We start from the raw sequence: 19,950 nt of genomic DNA, 5'->3' as shown, positions 1-19,950 counted from the left end.
AATGCTTGTATAGATGTCCAACGGGAGCGACAGTGAGTAGTTGGTACTATTTCTGACAGGTCTTCACCGCGACTGCATTGTTGATACCGAAAAACGAAGAAGGAAACAGTCGCTGGTGCCAACCCGTGCCGAATTACCGGGCGGGTCCGACAACGAGAGGTACAGGTATACCGTGAAGTTGCAAACGAAGAAGAGCATGGCAGTAACGACGGCGGCGCTCGCCCTCGTGCTCCCGCTCGCCGCGTGCGGGTCCGACGACGAAGGCACCTCCGGCGGCCTTTCCACCGCCGCCGAGGCACCTGAGGCGTCCGCCGCGAACTCTTCCACGGAAGCCTCTGCGGAAAAATCCGAGAAGTCTGAAAAGTCCGAAGAGAAGACGGAAAAGACTTCGAAGAGCTCCGAGACGGAAAAGAAGAAGAAGGAAAACAAGGACGACAAGAAGAAGTCCGACCAGGCGCAGGGCGGCGAGGAGCAGCCGCCGACACTGGCCAACCCGTTTGAAAACGGCATGCCGGAAAACACCAACGAGCCGCTGGCCAACGGTAAGGAGGGCAGCGAGGACGACCGCCGGGAGATGGAAGACACCGCCCGTGCCGTGCTGAACCCGGGCTCGTTCGCGGACTGGACCCCGACCATCTTGGAAAACTCCTGCAAGGCCGTGACCGAGCCGATGCTGGAGGAGCTTGAGCGCCAGGGCATGAGCCTGGAGCAGGTGCAGGAAGCCAGCCGTCTTGCCGAGGAGCAGGGCCAGGGCATCGACCTGCCGGAGACCGAGGTCAGCCTGGACGATGTGCGTATCGACGGTGACCGCGCGTCCGCAAGCCTGACCGCGAAGAGCGACCAGGGTGAGGAAACCTCGACCATGATCTTCCAGAAGGAAGACGGCCGCTGGAAGCTGTGCAACTAATCCGCAAGTCCGCACTGAGCGCCGGAGCTGGGCTCCTGGCGCTCGGTTGCGTTTTGGGCATCCTCGGCGGCGGGGTGTGGGCGCTGGTGCGCCCGGCCTACATCGGCGTGGTCGAAGGCGGCGGGCTGCGCGTGGACCAGGCGGAAAGCCCCGTCAACGCCGAGTTCGCGGGCTTCGGCTCGTTCGCTTTGCTGACCACGTTGGCCGGTGTTGTCGTGGCGGCAGTCGCGCTGATCGCCGCGAGGCGCGGGAAGGTCCGCGGGTCGGTGGCGTGGCTGCTCTGGGCTGGCATCGTCAGCGCTGTAGCCGCGGTCGCGCTCTACATCTTCGGCGGCTGGTTCGTGGGGCTTGTGCACCCCCTCCCGTCGCCCGATGCGCTTTCGGACGGCGACACGCTGACCATGGTGCCGCCCGTGCGTCCAGGTGCCGCCTGGGCGGCGGGCCCGTTCGCGGCAGTGCTGGTGTACTGGACCGCCAACCTTTTGGCCTACGCCAAAGAAGAGCGCTAGCTAGCGCCTGCCCGGCCAATCCACCACGGAGTGGCCAGCCGTCTGCTGGCTGACGTGGTCGATGGCAGCAAGACACGCCGCCATCGCCGAAACGACAAACTCGCCGACCTGCTCCGGCGCCGCGCCTTCAGCCACTAGCATGGTTGATTCGGCGTGCATGTGGGCGGCGCCGTCGAACTCGTGCAGGTACGCGGCGGTGGCGCAGGTGCGTTCGTTGACGTCGTTGCACACCAGCCACAGCGGCAAGAACGCGTCCAGCGCGTCGCGGCCGGTGTCCCACATGCCAGTCACGCGGGCGTAGCGCGGCCCCGGTTCGCCGTCGATGGTCAGCGCGAACGCCACGCCGTTGACACCGGTGGCGATCACGCCGTCCTCGCCGACGCCGTAGCGGAACTCCAACTCGTCCAACGCGGCGGTGAGGTCGCTGATGTCCGCCGGCGCGATCTCGCCGGCGGGCCCGTCCACGTCTTTGAAGAGCTCCGGTGCCGTGGCCACCTCGCGACGTCCCCCGCGGGGCAGGTGACGCAGCGACGGGTGCCGCCCCAGCAGCACCTCCGTGTCCTGGGCGCGCATGAGCTGCGGCGGCAGCGGCTGGTCCAGGCTCGCGTCCAAGAAGCGCTCGCGCAGCTGCCGGTAAAACGCGGCGGCGTGCTCGAGGGTGTCGGCGAGTTCGGCGGCCAGTTGATCGTCGCTAAGCCCATGCTTGATGTGCACGCCCCGGCGCATGCGCGCGCACACATCGCCGGACTCCATCAGGCGGTAGCTCGCCCACGGTCCGACCCGGTCGTGGTTCCACGTATTGATGAAGCGGGCGAGCGCGCCTGCATGCTCGAAGTCGGTGGGGATGCGCTCTGCGGTGTCGATGACCAGCGCCATCGGGCGGGCGTAGTCAATCCACAGCGCAACGGTGAAAGCGTGGGCGCCGATAACTAGGCGGTCCGGGCGCACCAGCGGATTGAAACCGAGGCCCTCCAATACGGCGGCGGCGCGCTCGAGCGTGACCTCGCCGGGGCGCTGGCGGCCCACCGGTGCAGCGTGCTTTCCCATACAGCGAGCATAACGCCCCGCCCGACGGCAGCGGCCGTGGATTTCGATGCAGCGTCTACAATGTCGGCGGAATCGACTCGGTTGTGAAGGAGGTCATTGCGGTGTCCGCTGTCGGGAATCCGATTTTGGTGGTGGTGCTCAGCCTTGTGGCGGGGCTTCTCGTCGGCGGAGTGTGGTCCAGCTACCAACGCGGAGCGCCGCGCGCGGTTACCGCCGTGTTAGCGCTTCTGGCTGTCATGGCCCTGCTCTTCGCAGCTCTCACGCTCCTGGAGGTGATGTGACATGGCGTGGTCCAAACAACCGCTGACCCGCGGCGAGGTTGAATCGCTGACCAACGTCTGGCGCGCCCGCGGCCTGATCCCCGTGCTCGTTGCCGTGGCCTCGGCCTTCGCGGCGTGGGCGCTGCTGCTGCCGGTGGTGCCCACCGCCGTGATCGACGCGGGCGAGCCGGCTTCTCTGGCAGGGCTGTCCACCGGCGTGTTCATGCTCGCCACCGTGATCACCCAGGTGTTCACCCCCAAAGCGCTGAAAACGTTCGGCTTCGGCTGGGTGCTGGCGGCCTCCTCGCTGCTGCTGGGCATCCCGGCGTTCGGCTACATGCTCGGCATGGACGCGGTACCGCTTCTGACCGTCAGCGCCATTCGCGGCGTCGGCTTCGGCGCGCTGTCCGTGGCGGAAGCCGCCATCATCGCCGAGCTCGTGCCGCTGCGCCTTTTGGGCAGCGCCACCGGCATCTTCGGCATGGTCGTCGGCCTGGCGCAGATGGTGGCGCTGCCGTCCGGTCTGGCGCTGGTGGACAAGATCGGCTACGACGCGGTGTACGTCATCGCCGCCTCCATCGGCGCGATCTCGCTGGTGGCCTGCCTGTCCATCCCGCCCATTCCGCCGGCGGATCCGGACGCGGAGACGCAGCAGAGCGTGCGCGTGCCCATGTGGCACCTCGCGCTGGTCCCGGCGCTCGGCCTGATGTTTGTCACCACCGCCTACGGCGCAATCACGAACTTCCTGCCGGTGTCCATGCGTGAGCTTGACCCAGTCTCCGGCGCCGCGCTGGCGGGCGTGATGCTCGCAGTGCTCAACTTCGCAGCCATGGTGGCGCGTTACGCCGCCGGCCGGATCATGGACCGCCGCGGCTACCCGGGCAGCGTCATCATCCCGTGCCAGATCATCGCCGCCATCGGTGTCGCGCTGATGGCGATGATCCTGTCCATGGAGTTGCCGGCGTGGACGATGCTCATCGCCGCGCTGTTCTACGGCGCCGGCTTCGGCGGGGTGCAAAACGAGGCGCTGACGCTGCTGTTCTACCGTCTGCCGCGCCACAAGACGTCGGAGGCCTCTGCGATCTGGAACATCGGCTTCGACGGCGGCACCGGCTTGGGCTCCACGTTCTACGGCGTGCTCGTGGCGCAGATGGCGTTCGCCCCGGTGTTCGGCATCGCCTCTGCGGTGATCACCATCGGCCTGGCTATCACGCTTTTGGACCGGCAGCTGGGCCGCCACCGCGTGGTGGAAGTGAACAACCTGTCCGCGCGCCTGAAGTCGGTGCAGGTGCCGCGGCCCTACCCGCGCAAGCGCCAGTAACCGGCGCGGGAGCTAGACTACGCACCTATGAGCGAGACATCCTCCGGCCAACAAGCCGCGGCTGTGGCAGTGTTCGACCCGTTTGCGGGCGCGGACCCCGCCGTCAGCGCGCTGCGTGACGCGCTGCGGGCTGAGGGGGTTGACGCGGAGATCACGTCGGACCCGGCGAGCGCCGTCGCCGCGGACGGGCTGGTGGTGGCCGCCTCCGGCGACGCCGCCGAGGCGCTGCGGGTGCTGCGCAACACCCAGGTGGACCGCGTGGTGGGACAGCGCCTCGCCGGTTCGCGCCCCGTGCTTGTCGTCGGCGCCGCGATGGACGCGCTGTTCGAGCGAGCCGCGGACGGCGCGGCCGGGTTCGGGGAGTGGCCGGGAGGCGTCGTAAAGCTTGATGCTCCCGTCGAGCGCGCAGCAGTTGCGGCCGCGGACGGTTCGCAGATGCTCGACGGCGCGCAGGAATTCGTGTTCAACGCCGCGACCGGGGCACGCGATTTCGAGCTGAAAGAAGACGAGTTCATCGCCTACCCGAAGCTGAGCTGGGCGGGCGAGGTGCTCGCCGCGGTGGAAAACGGCCCGCTGTGGACGACGCGTTTCCACCCCGAAGCCTCCGGTGCGGCCGGCGCCGGCGTGCTGCGCAACTGGATCGCGCAGCTGGGATAGCACGATGACGGATATGACGGAGAACCTTCAAGCAGCAGTGGCGGCGGTTGACGCCGCCCGCGAGATCTTCGTCAACGAACTCGGCGCCGCGCCCGCCCTGCACAAAGGCTCGGGCGACTTCGCCACCGCAGCGGACCTGGCGGTGGAGGAGCTGCTGCGCGACAAGCTCACCGGCGCGACCGGCATCGGCGTGTTCGGCGAGGAGCAAGGCGGTGAGCTGGACGAGCACGCCTGCTGGGTGGTGGACCCCATCGACGGGACGTCGAACTATTCCACCGGCAACCCCAACTGCGCGATCCTGGTCTCGCTTCTGGTGGAGCGGCAGCCTGTGGTGGCGGTGGTGGACGCGCCGCTGCTGGACATGCGGATGACCGCCGTCGAGGGTGGTCCGGTGCACCTCAACGGCGCCGCGCTGCCGCCGGTGAACGAGGCCACGTCCGCGCCGCACGTCGGCGTCGGCTCCCTGTTCTCCCGCGACCGCAGGCGCATGCCGTCCAACCAGCGCCTGGACCTGGCAGGGGAGCTGACCCGGGCGCACCTGCGCCCGCGGATTTCCGGCTCGGTGGGCATCGACTTAGCGTTCGCCGCCCAAGGCATCTACCAGGCCGCGGTGAGTTTTTCGCCGCACGTGTGGGACAACTCCGCGGGCATCCTGCTGGCCCGCAGCGCAGGGGCCGTGGCCACCGCCGGCGACGGCACGCCGTGGGAGCCCGGCAAAGTCGGGGCAGTGGTCGGCACCACCAAAGCCCACGCCGCGGTGATGGAGGCGATTCAGGCAGTACGAATTGATGCGGGCGAGGAGGACTAACGCATGACTACAGCCGCAAAACCCGACAAGAAGGCCGCCCGCAAAGGGGCTCTCGCGCTCGGTGTCGCGGGCGCGCTGAGCTGGATCAGCTCGCGGATGGCGTGGGTGCGCGCCGAGTTCGTCGACGACATCTCCGGCGGCGGCGAGGCAACCGTCAACGGCGCGGACTGGTCCACTGAGACCGGCGCGATTGCGGTGCTGCTGCTTGCCGGCATGGTCGCGGCATTTGCTTTGCGACGCCTCGGCCGCCGCGTCATCGGCGCCATCTGTACCGCGGCGTCCGTTGGCCTGGCGGTGCCAGCGGTGCGCTTGCTGCTCGGCGGGGCGGACCCGGAGCGTGTGCACGCGCTGCTGACCGCTGGCGCGGACGAGGCGCAGCAGGGCAATTCCGCGCCGGCGATCGCGCAGTGGGCGGACATCACCTCCGCCACCACGATTGTTGCCGGCCCCGGGTTGGCGCTCGCGGCGGCGGTGCTCGGCTTGGCAGGCGGGGTGCTGCTGATCGCGCGGCCGGGCGAGGATTCGCCCCGACAGAACAAATACGAAAAAGAAACCGTGCGCCGGGAGAAGGTGCGCGAGGACTTGGAAGAGGACCCCCAGTCCGGCCGCGTGCTGTGGGATGCGATCAGTGCGGACATCGACCCGACTGATCCGCAGAATGGACCGGATTTCCGATCCTCGGAGTCCACCCGCTAGCCTTATCCGTGACAGGCCAGGCCCCTTGCAACTGGGAGGTAGCCATGCCGGCTCCGAGCACACTCGACGACGTTGTCGCTGGTGTGCTTCGCGACGTTGCCAAACGTGAGGCCGCCGTTTCCTTCAAAGAGATCAAAGCGCGTTCGCGCGATATGGCGCCGACCCGGGATGTCCGGGCGGCGCTTTTGCGTCATGGCTGCAGCGTGATCGTGGAGATCAAGCGCAACTCGCCGGTTTTCGGCCCCACCGGCGCGGGGCTTTCCAGCGTCGAGACGCTGGCCCAGAACATTGAGGCGGGCGGCGCCCACCTCATCGCGTGCCAGACGGAGCGGTTGCGTTTCGACGGCTCCCTGGCCGACATGGCCCAGGCCAGGGCAGCGGTGGAGCTGCCGATGGTGTGCCGCGACGTGATCGTGGACCCGTACCAGATCCACGAGGCCCGCTGCTACGGCGCCGACGCCATCCCGCTGCAGGTGGGCATCCTGGACCAGGCCCGCTTCGAGGCGCTGCTGGACCGCGCCGAATCCCTCGGCATGGCCGCCGTGGCAGAGGTGCGCACCCCGGAGGAGGCGGACCGCGCACTGCGCGCGGGCGTGTCCGTGGTGGCGGTCAACTCCTGGACCTTCGACACCAACAACCTGAACCGCAACGCCTTCGCCGAGATCGCGCCCGGTCTGCCTAGCGAGGTGATCAAGATCAGCCTTGGCGGCGTGGCCACCCCGCGCGATCTGATCAACGCCGCCTCCTGCGGCGCGGACGCTGTGCTGGCGGCGGAGGCCGTCATGGCGGCGGGCGATGTGCTCTCCGCGACGCGCTCGCTGGCCACGGCGGGCCAGCACCCCGCGTGCCCGTCGCGACGCTAAATGGCACACTAAGTGGCGTGCAAACGCTGAACTTGGCTCACATTCCGTCGCCGCCGCAGGGCGTGTGGTACCTCGGTCCCATCCCCATCCGCGCCTACGCGCTGTGCATCATCACCGGCATCATCGTCGCGATGGCGATCTCGCTGCGCCGCTACAAAGCGCGCGGCGGCAACCCGGAGACGGTGTGGGACGCGGCGATTGTGGTCATCCCGGCCGGCATCATCGGCGGGCGCCTGTACCACGTGATCACGGACCACCAGAAGTACTTCGGCGAAGGCAAAAACCCCTGGCAGGCCTTCAACATCACCGCCGGCGGCCTTGGCATCATCGGCGCGGTGACGCTTGGCGCGTTGGCGGTGTGGGTGATGATGCGGCGCAAGGGGCTGCCGATAGCGCCGCTTGCGGACGCGATCGCGCCGTCGGTGATCCTCGCCCAGGGCATCGGCCGGCTGGGCAACTACTTCAACCAGGAGCTCTACGGCGCGGAGACCGATGTGCCGTGGGCGCTGGACATTTACTATCGCGTCAACGAAGCCGGCCAGTACGCCCCGCTGACGGGACGTTCCACCGGCGAGGTGATCGCGAGCGTGCACCCGACGTTCCTCTACGAGCTGATCTGGAACGTTGCGGTGTTCTTCGTGATCGTCTGGGCGGACCGCCGCTTCCGCCTCGGCCACGGCCGCGTGTTCTGGCTGTACGTGGCCGGCTACACGCTGGGCCGGTTCTTTATCGAGTTCATGCGCCGCGACGAGGCGAACCTCATCCTCGGCTTGCGCGTGAACACGTGGGTCTCCGCGATTTTGTTCATCGTCGCCGTGGTGATCTTCTTCATGCTGCAAAAGGGGAGGGAGACCCCGGAGGAAGTGGACCCGGAGTACAACCGTTCGTCCACGGCAGACTCCCAGGATCGGGAGTACCGTGGGGCGCTGAAGAACACGAATGGCACCTACGAAGGTGAGGTTGGTACACGTGGATAGAAGGACAAAGATCGTCTGCACCCTCGGCCCCGCTGTGGCCAGCAAGGATGCGATTTTGGGGCTGGTGCGCGACGGCATGGACGTGGCGCGCCTGAACTTCTCGCACGGCGACTACCCGGACCACGAGCAGAACTACCGCTGGGTCCGCGAGGCCACCGACGAGACCGGCCACGCAGTGGGCATCCTGGCCGACCTGCAGGGCCCGAAGATCCGCCTCGGCCGCTTCGAAGGCGACGGCAAGACCTACTGGGAAACCGGCGAGACCGTCCGCATCACCGTCGACGACATCGAAGGCACGCACGACCGCGTGTCCACCACCTACAAGCAGCTCGCCCAGGACGCGAAGCCGGGCGACCGCCTGCTCGTGGACGACGGCAAGGTCGGCCTGGTCTGCACCGAGGTCGACGGCAACGACGTGGTCTGCCGCGTCACCGAGGGCGGCCCGGTGTCCAACAACAAGGGCGTGTCGCTTCCGGGCATGGACATCTCCGTGCCGGCGCTGAGCGAGAAGGACAAGGCGGACCTGCGCTTCGCACTCGAGCTCGGCGTGGACATCATCGCCCTGTCGTTCGTGCGTTCCCCGGCCGACGTGGAGCTGGTGCACGAAATCATGGATGAGGTCGGCCGGCGTGTGCCTGTCGTCGCCAAGCTTGAAAAGCCCGAGGCTGTGGACGCGCTGGAGTCCATCATCCTCGCGTTCGACGCAGTCATGGTGGCGCGCGGCGACCTGGGCGTGGAGATCCCGCTCGAGCAGGTCCCGGCGGTGCAGAAGCGTGTGATCCAGATTGCGCGTGAGAATGCCAAGCCGGTGATCGTCGCCACGCAAATGCTCGACTCCATGATCGAGAACTCCCGCCCGACCCGCGCAGAGGCCTCCGACGTGGCCAACGCGGTGCTCGACGGCGCGGACGGCGTGATGCTCTCCGGCGAGACGTCCGTGGGAGTGGACCCGCACAACGTGGTGCGCACCATGAGCCGCATCGTGCGCTCCGCGGAGCAGATGGGCACCGTGCCGCCGCTGAACCACATCCCGCGCACGAAGCGCGGCGTGGTGTCCTACTCGGCCCACGACATCGCCGACCGCCTCAACGCGCGCGCGATTGTCACCTTCACCACCTCCGGCGACACCGCCCGCCGCGTGGCGCGCCTGCACCCGGACCTGCCGCTGCTGGTGTTCACGCCGGTGCAGCAGGTGCGGTCGCAGCTGGCCATGACGTGGGGCGCGGAGACGTTCCTGTGCGAGCAGGTCCACAGCACCGACGACATGATCAAGGTGGTGGACCGCCAGCTGCTGGCGATGGAGCAGTACAACGAGGGCGACACCATGGTCGTCGTCGCTGGCACCCCGCCGGGTGTTGCGGGCACGACGAACACCATCCACGTGCACCAGCTCGGCGAGGACACGCGCAACCCGTAAGTGGTTACGCTGGTGGGCATGCCTGAAACCGGAATTGAAGTTCGCGACGCCCACCTGCACAACCTCCGCAACGTGGATGTGGACATCCCGCGCGGCACGCTCGTCGCGGTGACCGGGGTGTCCGGCTCCGGCAAGTCCTCGCTCGCCTTCGGCACCATCCACGGCGAGGGCCAGCGGCGCTACCTCGAATCGGTGGCGCCGTTCGCCCGCCGCCTGATTGGCTCGGCGGTGGACCCGCAGGTCGGTTCCGTGGAGGGCCTGCCGCCGACGGTGGCGCTGGAGCAGTCCACCTCCGGCGGAGGCGCGCGCTCGACCGTGGGCACCGTCTCCGCGCTGTCCAACAGCATCCGGCTGTTGTACTCGCGCGCGGGCGACAACCCGAAGGGGCTGTACTCCGACTCGTTCTCCCCGAACACGCCCGAGGGCATGTGCCCGACGTGCCAGGGCACCGGCGTGGTGCACGAGCCCACCGAAGCATCGATGGTGCCGGACCCGATGCTGTCCATCGAGGATGGCGCGATCCAGGCCTGGCCGGGCGCGTGGGCCGGCAAAAACTTCCACGACATCCTGGCCACGCTCGGCTACGACCTGGACTCGCCCTGGCAGGACCTGCCCAAGGAAGACCGCGAGTGGATCCTGTTCACCGAGGAGCGCCCCGTGGTCACCGTCAAGCCGCTGCGCGGCGAGGACCAGATCCAGCGCAACTACAAGGGCACGTGGCGCTCCGTGGCGTCGTATCTGACCAACACGCTCGCCGAGACCCAGTCCGACACCCTGCGCAAACGCGTGCTGTCCTACATGGAGTCGCGCGTGTGCGAGACCTGCCACGGCCGCCGCCTCAACCCGGAGGCGCTCAAGGTCACCTACGCGGGGATGCCTATCGACGAGCTCGGCGCCCTGCCGCTCGACCAGGTCCACGAGGTGCTGGCAGCGCAGGAGCCGACCGAGGGTTCGGCCGAGGACCTGCTGCTGAAGCAGATCCTGCCCGCGCTGCAATCCGCGCTCGACCTGGGCCTGGCGCACCTGAGCCTGGACCGCCCCGCGCCAACCCTGTCCGCCGGCGAGCTGCAGCGCATCCGCCTATCCGCCCAGCTGCGCTCGGGCCTGTTCGGCGTGGCGTACGTGCTGGACGAGCCGTCCGCCGGCCTGCACCCCGCCGAGCGCGGCGCGGTGCTGGACATCTGCCGCCGCTTCATCGACGCCGGCAACTCGGTCCTGCTGGTCGAACACGACATGGAACTCGTCGCCCAAACCGACTGGCTCGTGGACGTCGGCCCGCTCGCCGGCGAGCGCGGCGGTGAGGTTGTCTACTCCGGCCCCACCAGCGACTACACCGGCGACGCGCCCACAGCGAAGGCGCTGGCGAACCGGACACTTTCGCCTAACGACGCCCCACGGTCCGCCACCGGCGAACTGCGCCTTTCCGGCGTGTCGGCCCGCTCGATTGAGGGGCTGGACGTTTCCTTCGGGATGGGCCAGTTCACCGCGGTGGCCGGTGTGTCCGGCTCCGGCAAGTCCACCTTGGTCAGCACCGTCCTCGCAGGTGTGCTCCGCGACGCCGCGTCCACCGTTGTGGAGGAAGAGGACGACTCTGCGGGTGATGCGGGGGCGGGGGAGGCCGGATGGACCGTCGATAGGCAAGAAGGCTTCGACGCAGTGAGCCGAGTCGTGCAGATCACCCAGAAGCCCATCGGGCGCACCCCGCGCTCGACGCTGGCGACCTACACCGGGCTGTTCGACGGCGTGCGCAAACTGTTCGCCGGCACCGACGAGGCGAAGCGGCGCAAGTGGACCGTGTCGCGGTTTTCTTACAACGTGAAGCAGGGGCAGTGCCCGACCTGCGGCGGCGCCGGCAAGATCGAGGTGGAGCTGGTGTTCCTGCCAGGCTCGTACACCACCTGCCCGGACTGCGGCGGCGCGCGCTACAACGACGAGACCCTCGAGGTGACCTGGGATGGGCTCACCATCGCGCAGGTGCTGGAGCTGACTGTCGACGAAGCCGCGGACGTATTCGCCGACGAACCGAAAATCCTGCGCGCGGTGGAAACCTTGCAGGCGGTGGGGCTGGGCTACCTGCGCCTGGGCCAGGGCGCGCCGGAGCTTTCCGGCGGCGAGGCGCAGCGCATCAAGCTGGCCACCGAGCTGCAGCGCTCCCGCAACTCGCGCCGGGGCCACACCGTGTACCTGCTGGACGAGCCCACCACCGGCCTTCACCCCGCCGACGTGGCGCTGTTGGTCAAGGAGCTCAACAGCCTGGTCGACGCGGGCCAAACCGTGGTCGTGGTCGAACACGACCTGTCCGTGATCGCGCAAGCCGATCGCGTGATCGAAATGGGCCCCGGTGCCGGCGCCGAGGGTGGTCAGGTTGTGGCTACCGGCACCCCCGCCGAGCTGGCGAAGTCTGAAACTGCAACCGGGAAGGTGCTGGCCGAGCGTTCGGCGTAGGTCGCCGTTGGTGGGGCTATGCAGCGGCATAGTCGCGGAGCCCCTGTTTTCTAAGTTGCGTTAGAGTGACCAGCAAACGAACTTTGCAAAAGTTGACAATTGGTACGGTCGTTCAGATTTAAAGGTGCAGGTCAGAAGCTTATAAGGTTTGCCGCATGTAAATTCGTACAAAACCGAGGGGGCAAGCGGTTTGAATCGCTATGCAGCTGCATAGTCGTGCTGGCCGATTCCACTATGCGACGGCATAGTCTTGCTGCCCGGTCCCGCTATGCAGCGGCATAGTCCCGGCACGGTCGTTGACTATGCAGTGGCATAGTCCTGGGGGGCCTGGTCACTATGCAGCTGCATAGTTTCTGCGATAGCCAGCCCGCCTCAGAAACGTTCTACTCAGCTTCGTCGACTATGCAGCGGCATAGTCTCGCTGGTCGGAATTCACTATGCAGCTGCATAGTCGGGAGGGGTCGGCCACTTTGAGACGGCATAGTCGCGGAGATACCGTCCAAGTAGTAGTGACTATGCAGCGGCATAGTCCTTTGGGCGGTGGTCCACTATGCGGCTGCATAGTGCCGCGAGCTTGGATTCACTATGCAGCTGCATAGTCGCGCGGGATCGGATCTACTATGCAGATGCATAGTCAAACGAAGTACGTTATCGGATCACCGCTACCTGTCTTGCCAATTTCGAAGCAGCTGATTTTCGGTGTAGGCGTAGTCCGGGTCGACCGCCTCGATCGCGCGGGTGAGGCGCTCCTCCCAACGCTGCATGGTTTCGGCACCAAGTGGACCGATTGGGCCGTCGGGATTTTCCACCGCGGCGTCGAGCACGATGCCCGCAATTGCGATGTCGGGCCGCGTCCAATTGCGCCCGTCGCTAAGTTCAAGAAATGCACGGCAGGCCGCGATCGCTTCGTCAGGGTCGTCGAGCGCCTCGTGGAACAGCACCGCGGTGGCCCAGTGGTGCATGGCGAGGAGCTCATCGCTTTCCGACGGAGCCTCCGCCGCCTCAACGAACCTGTACAAATCCAACGGTGAGTAGTGCGCTGCGTCGTAGCTGCTCAGCGTCATTGCCGTCCACCGCGCCAACGGCGAATCGGCGAACACCGCGTTTGCTTCCTTGCCACTGATGCTGCGTGAGTTGATGTGGTTGCGGGCGAGCGCGTGAACGACGGTGACTTGGGTTTCCACGTCGTCGGATTCGGCCAGGATCGACTGTGCCTCGTCCCATGTCAGGTCGGGAATCGGGGCGGGTTCGGCGTCGGCGAGGTACTGGTCAAGGGTGATTGCGGGTGGCAGTTGGCTGCTCATGCGGCCGAGGTTACATAAACCCGCCCCACCACCAGTCGCGCCACTCGTCGAAAGAGGGGTGCACCGGCGGAGTGATCACGGTGTCGCCGACGTGCAACTCGCTGACCGGGCTGATGCCGTGCAGGGAGTTGAGGAACCACAGCGGGTGCTCAGCGGCGAGTTCGGGTTTGAGCCGACGCCGCTTAACAGACACGCCGAGCTGAGCCGCCCGCGCAGCCACCTGGTGCAAAGTCACGCTCGGCAGCCACACGCCTTCTGGGACGCACAGGGTGTCGCCGTCCCACATCACCAGCGCGCCGGTGGTGGTCTCCAACATTGCGCCGTGCTTATCCGCGATCACTGTGTCGTCGGTCCCTGCCAGCTGGTACCGCGAACGGTGCGCGCGGAACGCGGCGAAGTCGGGGCCTTTCACCTTGGGCTGGGTACGCGGGTCAGGGGCCTGCGCATATGTCAGTGCAGTGGTGGGGCGCGGGGGAGGGGCGGAGCGGACGTCGAGAAGCAAAAGCCCCTGCGACAGGGCGATGCGGGGAAACAGTTCGCCCTCGGACAGCAGTGGCATGAGCTTATCGACGAAGCCGGCCGGCAGCGGGCCAGCAGCACGCGAAAAACGCTGAAGGTGCAGGTCGAGGCCGTTGGTGCGGCCGGATGAGTGGCGCCAGGAGTCGGCGACGTCGAGGGGCCCGTCGGGGACATCGCGCGGGATGAACGAGCCGTGCCAGGCGTACCTACGCATCCCACGCCCCCAGCACGGACTTGGCCTTGAGGTTGCGCTCGGCGAGCTCGGCCTCGGCGTCGGAAGCGAGCACGATCGCGCCGCCGGCGCCCACCGTTACGGTGTCGCCTGCGCGCACAGCGGTGCGGATTACCACCGACAGGTCGGCCTGGCCGTCGAAGCCGAAGTAGCCCAGCGCGCCGGAGTAGACGCCGCGCGGGGAAGTCTCCAGCCGGTCGATGATTTCGCAGGTGCGTAGCTTCGGCGCGCCGGTCATGGAGCCGGGCGGGAACGTCGCGCGCACGGCGTCGACGGCGGTGCGGCCCTCGCGCAGGCGGCCCGTGATGGTGGAGACCAGCTGGTGCACGGTGGCGTAGCTCTCCACCTGCATCAACCCAGGCACGCGCACGGTGCCGGGCTCGCAGATGCGCGAGAGGTCGTTGCGGAGCAGGTCGGCGATCATGAGGTTTTCGGCGCGGGTTTTCGCGTCGTCAAGCAAGGCGGGGTCCTCGTCGGCGGCGATGGTGCCCTTGATCGGTTTCGCCTCCACGTTACGGCCGCGCACGGTGAGGAAGCGCTCGGGTGAGGCGCTGGCGACCTCGACGCCGTCGAAAAGCAGGTGCGCCGCGTACGGCGCCGGGTTGTGTTCGCGCAGCGCAGCATAGATATCGCCGGTCGCGTGCGTGGTGTAGGTGTCGGTCAGGCACACCTCGTAGCTCTCGCCCGCGCGCAGCAACTCCTGCGCTTTTTCAATGCTGGCGAGGTAGTCCGGGTTGCTCCAGGAGCCTTCGCCTATCGACGCACCTCCGGCGGTGCCCGCCCCCGCAAGCGCCTGTGCAAGCCGGTCGAGCAAGCCGTCGGCGCCGTCGCCGGCCAGGGCGCAGAGGTGCGCGGTTTCGGCCTTGTGGTCGTAGACGATGAACGACTGCGGGCGCACGAAGTACGCATCCGGGTAGGGCGAGCGGTGGCGCAGCGTGATCGGCAGGGTCAGCTCGGCGCACTCGTAGCCCAGGTACCCGATCCACCCGCCGGTAAACGGCAGGTCGGGTGCGTCGAAAACCGGGGTGGATAGCTCGGTGTCGAGGATGTCGAGCACGTTGCCGTCGCCAAGCGAATAGCGAATGGAGCGCGAGAGCGCACCCGCGGTGTCGCCGAGGATGGAGAAACGCCCGCGCGCATCGGCGGAGTCGAGGAAGAACGCGTCGTTGCCGTCTCGCGAGATCGCGTTGAACACGCGCTGGCAGTCGAGCGCGCCGGGCACCTCGCGGTGCATGACGCGCCAGCCGCCGAGGAAGTTGCGCATGATCGCCGCGCCGTGCTGCGTGAGCACGGATTCCGGGTGGAATTGCACGCCCCAGTGATTCAGCCCGTCGACCTTGAGCGCCTGGATCACGCCGTCCTCGCTGCGGGCGTGCACGGTGATGCCGGGTACCTCTTCGACGTGCAAGGAGTGGTAGCGCACCACCTCGAAGCCCTGCGGGATGCCAGCGAAGATGCCCTCGCCGGAATGGGTGACGGTGGAGACGAACCCGTGACGCGGCTCGGGCGCGCGGGTGACGCTGGCACCGGCGAGCATGGCCAACCCCTGGTGGCCGAGGCACACGCCGAGCAGCGGGACGCCGGCGTCCGCGGCTGCCTCGATGACGCGCCGGGCAGCGCCGAAGTCCTCCTCGCGCTCAGGTGTGCCGGGGCCGGGGGAGATGACCACGTGGCTGAACTCGCCGGCGCGCACCCGCTGCGGAAGGTCGCCGGCCTCGCCCGCGGGGACCACCAGGGGCTCGCGGCCGGCGGCCTCAGCAATGAGGTGGGCGAGGTTGAATGTATATGAGTCGTAATTGTCGACGAGCAGAATCATTGTGCCGAGATCGTATAGCGTTTAACTGCATGGACGCCACAATCCGGCCAGCTCGCGCCGAAGACGCCGCCACTGTCGCCGCCGTGCACAACCGCTCCCGCGCACAAGCGTTCCGCGGACGCATCGCCGACGAGGTGCTGGACAACTTCGAACCCCTGGAGCTCAAGTGGGCCGAGTACTTCGACGCCCCCGACGGCCGCGTCTTCCTTGCGGAGGTGGACGGCGAGGCTGTGGGCATGGCCTACGGCGTGCCCGGCGAGCGCACTGAGCTGTGCAACCTCTACCTGCTCGAGGAGGCGGCCGGAAACGGCATATCCGAGCAACTCCTGGACGCGGTCGTGCGCCCAGGCGAGCCCGCGTTCTTGTGGGTGGCGGACTTCAACGAGCGCGCCCAGGCCTTCTACACCAAGCAGGGCTTCGCCTTCGACGGCGAGGAAACGTACCACGCGGGCGACGGCGTCACCTTGAAGCGCATGGTGCGCGGCTAGCTAGTTGATCGGGGTGGGCTCGATCTTCCACACGTCCTCGGCGTAGTCGCGGATCGTGCGGTCGGAGGAGAAGCGGCCGGACTCGCAGATGTTGATCCAGCACTTGCGGGCCCACTCGTCCGGGTCGGCGTAGTAGTCGGCGGCCATGCGGTCGCGGGCCTCGCGGTAGGCGGCGAAATCGCCGAGCACGTAGTAGACGTCCTGCTCGCCGTAGCCGTTGTCGTCCAGCAGCGAGGCGCGGATGTCGTGGAAGGCGCCGGTGCCGCGGTCGTCCAAGGTGCCGTCGACGAGCGCGTCGAGGGCGCGCATGAGCCCCGGGGTCTGCTCGGCCACCTGGCGCGGGTTGTAGTGCGCCTTCAGCTCCGGCAGCTCCTCCTCGCGGGCGCCGAAGATGTAGGCGTTGTCCTCGCCGACAGCATCGACGATCTCCACGTTCGCGCCGTCCATGGTGCCCAGGGTGAGCGCGCCGTTCATCATGAACTTCATGTTCGACGTGCCGGACGCTTCCTTGCCGGCGGTGGAGATCTGCTCGGACACATCGGTGGCCGGGATGATCTGCTCTGCAGGCGAGACGTTGTAGTTCTCCACAAACACCACGTGGATGTACTTCGAGGCCTCCGGGTCGTTGTTCACCAGCTCCGCGATGGTGTTGATGAGTTTGATAATGCCCTTGGCCGTGACGTAGCCCGGGGCGGCCTTCGCGCCGAAGATGAAGGTGCGCTTAGGAATGTCGCGCTCGCCGTCGACCGTGATGCGGAAGTACAAATCCAGGATGTACAGCGCGTTCATCAGCTGGCGCTTGTACTCGTGCAGGCGCTTGATCTGCGTATCAAAGATGGAGTCCGGGTCGATCTCCACGCCCTGGCGGGCGGCGATCCACTCCGCGAAGTCGCGCTTGTTCGCCGACTTGATGTCGCGGAGTTCGTTGAGCACCTTTGGGTCGTCGATAAGCGGGCGGAGTTCCTTGAGCTTGTCCAGGTCGGTGACCCATGCGTCGGAGCCGGAGAGGCGGTCCAAAAGCTCGGACAGGCGCGGGTTGCACATGCGCAGCCAGCGGCGCGGGGTGACACCGTTGGTCTTGTTGTTGAAGCGCTCCGGGTACAGGCCGTGCCAGAAACCGAGGGTGTCGCGTTTGATGATTTCGGTGTGCAGCGCCGCCACACCGTTGACGGAGTAGGAGGCGTAGCAGGCGATCCACGCCATGTGCACACGCCCGTCGTGCACCGGGGAGTAGTGGTGGGCCGTCTCCGCGTCCACGCCGCGGGCCTCCATGTCCAGGCGGTAGCGGCGGTCGATCTCCTCCACGATCTCCCAGATGCGCCAGAACAGCTGCTTGAAGATGGACTCCTCCCACGTCTCCAGCGCCTCCTGCAGCACCGTGTGGTTGGTGTAGGCGAACGTGTGGGTGGTCACCTCCCAGGCGTCGTCCCAGCCCAGGCCGTGCTCGTCCATGAGCAGGCGCATCAGCTCGGGGATGCCCAGCACCGGGTGGGTGTCGTTGAGCTGGATGGAGTTGTACTTGTGGAAGTCGCGCAGGTCGTCGCCGTGGGCGGCGCGGTAGTCGTCGATAAGCTCTTGCAGCGATGCGGAGCAGAAGAAGTACTGCTGGCGCACGCGCAGAAGCTTGCCAGCGTAGGTGGAGTCGTTGGGGTAGAGCACGCGGGTGATGTCGTGGACGGCCTCGCGCTCGAGGATCGCGTCGGCGAAGCGCTGGGAGTTGAACGCGTCGTAGTCGAACTCGGCGATCGGGGAGGCGTCCCACAGGCGCAGCGTGCCCACGTTGTCCGTGCCGTAGCCGGTGATCGGCATGTCGTAGGGGATGGCGCGCACGTGCATGTCGTCGAACTTCACAGTGCGCTGCTCAGAGCCGCGGCGGATGATGAAGGGGTAGAACGACTCCTTCCACGCGTCCGGGTGCTCGCGCTGGAAGCCGTCCTCGAACTCCTGGCGGAACAGGCCGTAGCGGTACAGCAGGCCGTAGCCGGTCAGCGGGAAGTCCTGCTCGGCGGCGGAATCGAGGAAGCAGGCGGCCAAGCGTCCCAGGCCGCCGTTGCCGAGGGCGGCGTCGTGCTCAGCCTCCAGGACGTCCGAAAGCTCGAAGCCATTCTCCTCGGCGATAGCCTTCGCCTTATCGACGAGCCCAAGGTTGGTCAGGTTATTCAGCAACGCCCGACCTTCCAGGAATTCCGCAGAAAAGTACGAGGCACGGCGGGTGGTCTTGTAGGTGTTGCGGGTTTTCGCCCAGTTGTCGGCGATCTGCTCGACGGTGGCGGCCGAAAGGCCCGTCCAGAACTTCTTCACCGTGGAGTCCTGCGGCGCGCGGCCGGAGAAGCTGCGGACGTGGCCCTCGACGGTCTGCTCGAATGGTGGTGGCGTGGTGGCAGTCATGTGCCCCGAGCGTACCGGCGTGGTCGCAGACGTGCAGGTGAGCTACTTAGCTAGGTAGGTCAGCGCCGCGGTCAGGCCCGCGCGGGTGGAGGCGTCGATGGTGGGCTCGTACTCCGGCAGGAAGGTGGACATGTGGTTGACCGGCACGTCCTCGCCGACGCGGTCTTCCTCCACGGCCTTGTCCCACACGTCGTGGGGCGTGCAGCCGACAAGCCAGAAGAAGTACGGCGCGCCGTAGGCCTGGCCGATGACGGGGAAGTCCTCCGAGACGGTCTTCGGGTCGGCGGTGACGGAGGCGTCGCCGAAGACGCCGTCGAACTGCTCGCGCACGCGAGCGAAGACTTCCTCGTCGTTGTCCAAAAGCTCGCCGTGGGCGAAAAAGGAGATCATGGCCTGGTCCAGCGAGCCGGAGGCCAGCACCTCGGCGTGGACCACGCGCTTGATGGCGGAGTACACCTTTGCCTTGACCCGGTCGGAGTAGAAGCGGCAGTTGAGCACCAGTTCGGCCTCGCCCGGGATGATGTTGTTGGTGGTGCCGGCGTGCATGCTGGCCACGGTGACCACGGCGAAGTCCGCCGGGTCCACCTCGCGGCCAACGACCGCCTGGAGGCGGGCGATGATCATCGCCGCGGTGTAGGTGGGGTCGATGGCGTTGTGCGGCATTGAACCGTGGGCAGCGCGGCCCGGGATCTTGATGCGGATGGAGTCGCAGGCCGCAAACTGCGGGCCCGGCTTGGACATCACTTCGCCGGCGCGGCCCGGCATGACGTGCTGGCCGAAGACCACGTCGGGGGCGGGCACCTTCTCGGTCAGGCCGCCGTCGGCCATGTCCTGGGCGCCGGCGCCGATCTCCTCGCCGGGCTGGAACAGGGCGATGAACGTGCCGGACCAGTGCTCGCGGGTGTTGTCCAAAAAGTCGCACATGCTGAGCAGTGCGGTGGTGTGGATGTCGTGGCCGCAGGCGTGCATGGTGCCCACGGTCTGCCCGTCGTCGGTTTTGGCCACCTTGTGGGAGGCGTACGGCGCGCCCGTCTGCTCTGTTACCGGCAGGCCGTCGAAGTCCGCGCGGTGCATCACGGTCGGGCCCTCGCCGTTTTCGAAGACGGCGCAGATGCCGAACTTGCCGATGGGGGCGATGACCTCGCAGTTGAACCGCGACAGCTCCATCATCAGGCGGCTGTAGGTCTCCTCCTCCTGCATGGACAGCTCCGGGTTGGCGTGCAGTAGCTCGTAGAGGCGGCGCTGCCACACCTCGTCGACGGAGTAGGAGCGCAAAATCTCGGAAATATTACTCAA

The 19,950-nt window shown here is 67.2% G+C and carries 18 protein-coding genes; 12 read left to right on the top strand and 6 right to left on the bottom strand.

The annotated features are described in order from the left end of the window. Positions 1–196: 196 nt before the first annotated feature. Together ACX1NL_RS07855 and ACX1NL_RS07850 are read left to right on the top strand one after the other, a co-directional pair. The gene (locus ACX1NL_RS07855) at positions 197–907 is read left to right on the top strand and encodes a nuclear transport factor 2 family protein (RefSeq protein WP_392398916.1); all 711 of its coding nucleotides are present in this window, start codon (positions 197–199) and stop codon (positions 905–907) included. Then, on the top strand, positions 898–1,416 hold the full coding sequence (locus ACX1NL_RS07850) for a hypothetical protein (RefSeq protein WP_392398917.1): 519 nt from the start codon (positions 898–900) through the stop codon (positions 1,414–1,416). Before ACX1NL_RS07855 ends, ACX1NL_RS07850 begins: the two co-directional genes overlap by 10 nt. Here the strand turns inward: ACX1NL_RS07850 and ACX1NL_RS07845 are convergent, their stop codons facing one another. After that, positions 1,417–2,463, bottom strand: a complete 1,047-nt coding sequence (locus tag ACX1NL_RS07845) for a YbjN domain-containing protein (RefSeq protein ID WP_458897810.1) — start codon at positions 2,461–2,463, stop codon at positions 1,417–1,419. A 101-nt stretch (positions 2,464–2,564) separates the two neighbouring features. Here ACX1NL_RS07845 and ACX1NL_RS07840 point away from each other — a divergent pair, with 101 nt between their 5' ends. The 9 genes from ACX1NL_RS07840 to ACX1NL_RS07800 are packed head-to-tail and all read left to right on the top strand — an operon-like array spanning position 2,565 to position 11,907. Beyond that, a complete protein-coding gene (locus tag ACX1NL_RS07840; protein ID WP_269952623.1) occupies positions 2,565–2,744 on the top strand; it encodes a hypothetical protein in 180 nt (59 codons plus the stop codon). A 1-nt stretch (position 2,745) separates the two neighbouring features. Beyond that, positions 2,746–4,044: an MFS transporter gene (locus tag ACX1NL_RS07835; protein ID WP_311389394.1), complete on the top strand. Its 1,299-nt coding sequence runs from the start codon at positions 2,746–2,748 to the stop codon at positions 4,042–4,044. A 27-nt stretch (positions 4,045–4,071) separates the two neighbouring features. Further along, a complete protein-coding gene (locus ACX1NL_RS07830; RefSeq protein WP_269952622.1) occupies positions 4,072–4,701 on the top strand; it encodes a type 1 glutamine amidotransferase family protein in 630 nt (209 codons plus the stop codon). A gap of 13 nt (positions 4,702–4,714) precedes the next feature. Then, a complete protein-coding gene (locus ACX1NL_RS07825; protein ID WP_458897809.1) occupies positions 4,715–5,509 on the top strand; it encodes an inositol monophosphatase family protein in 795 nt (264 codons plus the stop codon). Between the two features lie 3 nt (positions 5,510–5,512). Next, positions 5,513–6,205 carry a TIGR02234 family membrane protein gene (locus ACX1NL_RS07820; RefSeq protein ID WP_458897808.1) on the top strand — a complete coding sequence of 231 codons (693 nt, stop codon included), beginning with the start codon at positions 5,513–5,515 and terminating at the stop codon, positions 6,203–6,205. A gap of 44 nt (positions 6,206–6,249) precedes the next feature. Next, positions 6,250–7,068: an indole-3-glycerol phosphate synthase TrpC gene (locus ACX1NL_RS07815; RefSeq protein WP_458897807.1), complete on the top strand. Its 819-nt coding sequence runs from the start codon at positions 6,250–6,252 to the stop codon at positions 7,066–7,068. 26 nt (positions 7,069–7,094) lie between these two features. Next, on the top strand, positions 7,095–8,045 hold the full coding sequence (gene lgt, locus ACX1NL_RS07810; protein WP_311389404.1) for a prolipoprotein diacylglyceryl transferase: 951 nt from the start codon (positions 7,095–7,097) through the stop codon (positions 8,043–8,045). Continuing rightward, positions 8,038–9,462 carry a pyruvate kinase gene (gene pyk, locus ACX1NL_RS07805; RefSeq protein ID WP_458897806.1) on the top strand — a complete coding sequence of 475 codons (1,425 nt, stop codon included), beginning with the start codon at positions 8,038–8,040 and terminating at the stop codon, positions 9,460–9,462. Before lgt ends, pyk begins: the two co-directional genes overlap by 8 nt. A gap of 18 nt (positions 9,463–9,480) precedes the next feature. Then, positions 9,481–11,907: an excinuclease ABC subunit UvrA gene (locus tag ACX1NL_RS07800; RefSeq protein ID WP_458897805.1), complete on the top strand. Its 2,427-nt coding sequence runs from the start codon at positions 9,481–9,483 to the stop codon at positions 11,905–11,907. Positions 11,908–12,569: 662 nt separating this feature from the next. Here the strand turns inward: ACX1NL_RS07800 and ACX1NL_RS07795 are convergent. From ACX1NL_RS07795 to ACX1NL_RS07785, 3 genes are read right to left on the bottom strand one after another with little or no spacing between them, the layout of a single operon-like run. Then, positions 12,570–13,211, bottom strand: a complete 642-nt coding sequence (locus ACX1NL_RS07795) for a hypothetical protein (RefSeq protein WP_458897804.1) — start codon at positions 13,209–13,211, stop codon at positions 12,570–12,572. 10 nt (positions 13,212–13,221) lie between these two features. After that, the gene (locus ACX1NL_RS07790) at positions 13,222–13,944 is read right to left on the bottom strand and encodes an aminotransferase class IV (RefSeq protein WP_458897803.1); all 723 of its coding nucleotides are present in this window, start codon (positions 13,942–13,944) and stop codon (positions 13,222–13,224) included. Then, a complete protein-coding gene (locus ACX1NL_RS07785; RefSeq protein ID WP_458897802.1) occupies positions 13,937–15,778 on the bottom strand; it encodes a chorismate-binding protein in 1,842 nt (613 codons plus the stop codon). The genes ACX1NL_RS07790 and ACX1NL_RS07785 overlap by 8 nt, the downstream gene beginning before the upstream one ends. A 29-nt stretch (positions 15,779–15,807) precedes the next feature. Between ACX1NL_RS07785 and ACX1NL_RS07780 the strand changes: the two genes are divergently transcribed. Beyond that, on the top strand, positions 15,808–16,266 hold the full coding sequence (locus ACX1NL_RS07780) for a GNAT family N-acetyltransferase (RefSeq protein ID WP_239307607.1): 459 nt from the start codon (positions 15,808–15,810) through the stop codon (positions 16,264–16,266). Here the strand turns inward: ACX1NL_RS07780 and ACX1NL_RS07775 are convergent, their stop codons facing one another. Then, entirely contained in the window at positions 16,267–18,654 is a 2,388-nt protein-coding gene (locus ACX1NL_RS07775) for a glycogen/starch/alpha-glucan phosphorylase (RefSeq protein ID WP_458897801.1), read from the bottom strand. Between the two features lie 42 nt (positions 18,655–18,696). Continuing rightward, positions 18,697–19,950: an amidohydrolase gene (locus ACX1NL_RS07770; RefSeq protein WP_458897800.1), complete on the bottom strand. Its 1,254-nt coding sequence runs from the start codon at positions 19,948–19,950 to the stop codon at positions 18,697–18,699.

The organism is Corynebacterium sp. CQ3829_602738 (assembly GCF_054478435.1).
Note: the sequence above shows the minus strand (reverse complement) of the source record. Positions and strands in the feature narration are given on the sequence as shown.

What these genes read in the sequence shown, in the direction of transcription:
- ACX1NL_RS07855 (WP_392398916.1), top strand. Translation starts at nt 197, where the DNA reads ATGGCAGTAACGACGGCGGCGCTCGCCCTCGTGCTCCCGCTCGCCGCG.
- ACX1NL_RS07845 (WP_458897810.1), bottom strand. Translation starts at nt 2,463, where the DNA reads ATGGGAAAGCACGCTGCACCGGTGGGCCGCCAGCGCCCCGGCGAGGTC.
- ACX1NL_RS07835 (WP_311389394.1), top strand. Translation starts at nt 2,746, where the DNA reads ATGGCGTGGTCCAAACAACCGCTGACCCGCGGCGAGGTTGAATCGCTG.
- ACX1NL_RS07830 (WP_269952622.1), top strand. Translation starts at nt 4,072, where the DNA reads ATGAGCGAGACATCCTCCGGCCAACAAGCCGCGGCTGTGGCAGTGTTC.
- ACX1NL_RS07825 (WP_458897809.1), top strand. Translation starts at nt 4,715, where the DNA reads ATGACGGAGAACCTTCAAGCAGCAGTGGCGGCGGTTGACGCCGCCCGC.
- ACX1NL_RS07820 (WP_458897808.1), top strand. Translation starts at nt 5,513, where the DNA reads ATGACTACAGCCGCAAAACCCGACAAGAAGGCCGCCCGCAAAGGGGCT.
- ACX1NL_RS07815 (WP_458897807.1), top strand. Translation starts at nt 6,250, where the DNA reads ATGCCGGCTCCGAGCACACTCGACGACGTTGTCGCTGGTGTGCTTCGC.
- ACX1NL_RS07800 (WP_458897805.1), top strand. Translation starts at nt 9,481, where the DNA reads ATGCCTGAAACCGGAATTGAAGTTCGCGACGCCCACCTGCACAACCTC.
- ACX1NL_RS07795 (WP_458897804.1), bottom strand. Translation starts at nt 13,211, where the DNA reads ATGAGCAGCCAACTGCCACCCGCAATCACCCTTGACCAGTACCTCGCC.
- ACX1NL_RS07790 (WP_458897803.1), bottom strand. Translation starts at nt 13,944, where the DNA reads ATGCGTAGGTACGCCTGGCACGGCTCGTTCATCCCGCGCGATGTCCCC.
- ACX1NL_RS07785 (WP_458897802.1), bottom strand. Translation starts at nt 15,778, where the DNA reads ATGATTCTGCTCGTCGACAATTACGACTCATATACATTCAACCTCGCC.
- ACX1NL_RS07780 (WP_239307607.1), top strand. Translation starts at nt 15,808, where the DNA reads ATGGACGCCACAATCCGGCCAGCTCGCGCCGAAGACGCCGCCACTGTC.
- ACX1NL_RS07775 (WP_458897801.1), bottom strand. Translation starts at nt 18,654, where the DNA reads ATGACTGCCACCACGCCACCACCATTCGAGCAGACCGTCGAGGGCCAC.